Annotated in this window: 4 protein-coding genes; 2 read left to right on the forward strand and 2 right to left on the reverse strand. The window is 59.7% G+C overall.

Features of this window, described 5'->3' with window-relative positions:
• Positions 1–283, reverse strand: a 283-nt coding sequence (locus L9Z73_RS28430; RefSeq protein ID WP_247408109.1) for a transporter substrate-binding protein, incomplete at its 3' end; no start/stop codon positions are given.
• Positions 284–299: 16 nt separating this feature from the next.
• A complete protein-coding gene (gene gatC / locus L9Z73_RS28435) occupies positions 300–587 on the reverse strand; it encodes an Asp-tRNA(Asn)/Glu-tRNA(Gln) amidotransferase subunit GatC (RefSeq protein ID WP_247408111.1) in 288 nt (95 codons plus the stop codon).
• 210 nt (positions 588–797) lie between these two features.
• Here gatC and mreB point away from each other — a divergent pair, with 210 nt between their 5' ends.
• Both mreB and mreC read left to right on the forward strand, forming a co-directional pair.
• Positions 798–1,835: a rod shape-determining protein MreB gene (gene mreB, locus L9Z73_RS28440; RefSeq protein ID WP_002555108.1), complete on the forward strand. Its 1,038-nt coding sequence runs from the start codon at positions 798–800 to the stop codon at positions 1,833–1,835.
• Between the two features lie 188 nt (positions 1,836–2,023).
• Positions 2,024–2,900: rod shape-determining protein MreC (mreC, locus tag L9Z73_RS28445; protein ID WP_247408113.1), on the forward strand; the 877-nt coding region annotated here is incomplete at its 3' end.

A 2,900-nucleotide genomic window follows, 5' to 3' on the forward strand; every position in this document is an offset into this window, starting at 1 on the left:
TGCCGAGTGGGTAGTAGTCTTCGCCGACCACGCTGCCGTGCAGTACGTTTTCAATGTGCTTGCGGGCGATCTTCATCGACGTGCGCGGCCAGATGTAATCGGAGCCGACCAGGTAGAAGGCCTTGGCCTGGCTCAAGGCCAGCTCCTCGGTGAGGCTGATGAAGCTGTTGACCTTGGGGTCGAGCGCGGTGATGCGCGCCAGCAAGGTCTTGGTCAGCTCTTCGGAAGAAAACTTTTTGTCGGCGAGACCGCGGGCGATCTCGGCCAGAGTCATGTGATGCATGAAAGGCTCTTTCCCTTTAGTCGATGACTTTCGGAACCAGATACAGGCCGTTTTCGACCGCTGGCGCGATGGACTGGTAGGCCTCGCGATGATTGACTTCGGTCACGACGTCTGCGCGCAGGCGCTGGTTGGCTTCCAGCGGGTGAGCCAGGGGCTCGATGCCGTCGGTATTCACGGCCTGCATTTGGTCAACCAGCCCGAGAATGCTGTTCAGGGCTGCGGTGGTCTGTGGAAGATCGGCATCATTCAGGCCAAGCGAGGCCAGATGTGCGATTTTTTCCACGTCGGAGCGTTCAAGCGCCATGGGATTCTCCAGTGGAAAACAGAACGGAGGGCGTCCGTGTGTTAGATTGTCGGAACACTACCGCATTTCTACGGTCATATGGCCGCGATTGTGGGGGTTGGTGCTTAGAAAGTCGGCCAATTTAACACATTGGTGCCTTGCCCAAAATCCCTGTCGTTGTTAGAGTTTGCCGCACTTTTTTACCCACGCGTTGCCTAGGGTCCTTTCCCCATGTTCAAGAAACTGCGTGGCATGTTTTCCAGCGATCTTTCCATTGACCTGGGCACTGCCAACACCCTTATTTACGTGCGCGAGCGCGGTATCGTCCTGAATGAGCCATCGGTTGTGGCTATTCGGACCCATGGTAATCAGAAAAGTGTCGTTGCCGTTGGCACCGAGGCCAAGCGTATGCTCGGCCGAACACCAGGCAATATCGCTGCCATTCGTCCGATGAAAGACGGCGTGATCGCCGACTTCAGTGTCTGCGAGAAGATGCTGCAGTACTTCATCAACAAGGTTCACGAAAACAGCTTTCTGCAGCCCAGCCCTCGTGTGCTGATCTGCGTTCCATGCAAGTCCACCCAGGTGGAGCGTCGTGCCATCCGTGAATCGGCGCTTGGTGCCGGTGCCCGTGAAGTGTTCCTGATCGAAGAGCCAATGGCTGCTGCGATCGGTGCCGGCCTGCCGGTTGAAGAAGCGCGCGGTTCGATGGTGGTGGATATCGGTGGTGGTACCACTGAAATCGCCCTGATTTCCCTGAACGGTGTGGTGTATGCCGAATCCGTCCGTGTTGGCGGCGACCGCTTCGACGAAGCGATCATCACTTATGTGCGTCGCAACTACGGCAGCCTGATCGGCGAATCCACCGCCGAACGCATCAAGCAGGAAATCGGCACCGCTTATCCGGGCGGCGAAGTGCGCGAAGTCGATGTTCGCGGTCGCAACCTGGCCGAAGGCGTGCCGCGCGCCTTCACCCTGAACTCCAATGAAGTGCTGGAAGCTCTGCAAGAGTCCCTGGCCACCATCGTTCAGGCGGTGAAGAGCGCCCTGGAGCAATCGCCGCCGGAGCTGGCTTCCGATATCGCCGAGCGTGGCCTGGTACTGACCGGTGGTGGCGCTTTGCTGCGCGACCTCGACAAGTTGCTGGCCCAGGAAACCGGTCTGCCGGTGATCGTCGCCGAAGACCCGCTGACCTGCGTCGCCCGTGGCGGTGGCCGTGCACTGGAAATGATGGATAAACACACCATGGACCTGCTCTCCAGCGAATAAGTGGTTGCTGGTAAGCCCATGTTTCGCCCGCAGGCAGCACTTTGCAGTGCTGCCTGTTGGCGTTTATCTTCTTCAATCTGCATCCAGGCCGGTTAGATGCCGTATGAATAGAGAGAACATTTGCCTGGGAGGAGCGGCCTATTAAACCGCTTTTCGCCAAAGGCCCCTCATTGGGCGTGCGCTTATTGGTGCTGGTCGTGCTTTCGGTCGCGCTGATGGTGGTCGATGCCCGCTTTGCACTGCTCAAGCCCGTGCGTAGCCAGATGTCGCTGGTGTTGATGCAGACTTACTGGATCACCGACCTGCCACAACGTCTCTACCAGGGCGTGGCCAGCCAATTCGGCAGCCGCACCGAGCTGGTCGCCGAGAACGAAAAACTCAAGACTGAAAACCTGCTGCTGCAGGGGCGCATGCAAAAGCTGGCGGCCCTCACCGAGCAGAACGTTCGGCTGCGCGAGTTGCTCAACTCCTCCGCGCTGGTCAACGAGAAGGTCGAAGTCGCCGAGTTGATCGGCATGGACCCCAACCCCTTTACCCATCGCATCATCATCAACAAGGGTGAACGCGACGGGGTCGTCCTTGGCCAGCCGGTACTCGATGCCCGTGGCCTGATGGGCCAGGTGGTCGAGTTGATGCCCTACACTTCGCGGGTATTACTGCTGACGGACACTACCCACAGCATTCCGGTGCAGGTCAACCGCAACGGCCTGCGCGCGATTGCCAGCGGTACGGGTAATCCGGAGCGTCTTGAGCTGCGTCATGTGGCCGACACGGCCGATATCAAGGAAGGCGACCTGCTGGTCAGTTCCGGCCTGGGCCAGCGCTTCCCGGCGGGTTATCCGGTGGCGACGGTCAAGGAAGTGATCCACGACTCCGGCCAGCCCTTCGCTATCGTCCGCGCCGTGCCGACTGCCGCGCTGAACCGCAGCCGCTACCTGCTGCTGGTGTTCAGCGACAACCGCACCGCGGAAGAGCGCGCCAACGACGCCGCTCAGGCTCAGGAAGCGGAAGACAAGCGTAACGGCACCGCGCCGATCATCCCAGCGACCGTGCCAAAACCAGCGC

The organism is Pseudomonas emilianonis (assembly GCF_023072625.1).
Taxonomy (GTDB): domain Bacteria; phylum Pseudomonadota; class Gammaproteobacteria; order Pseudomonadales; family Pseudomonadaceae; genus Aquipseudomonas; species Aquipseudomonas paraveronii.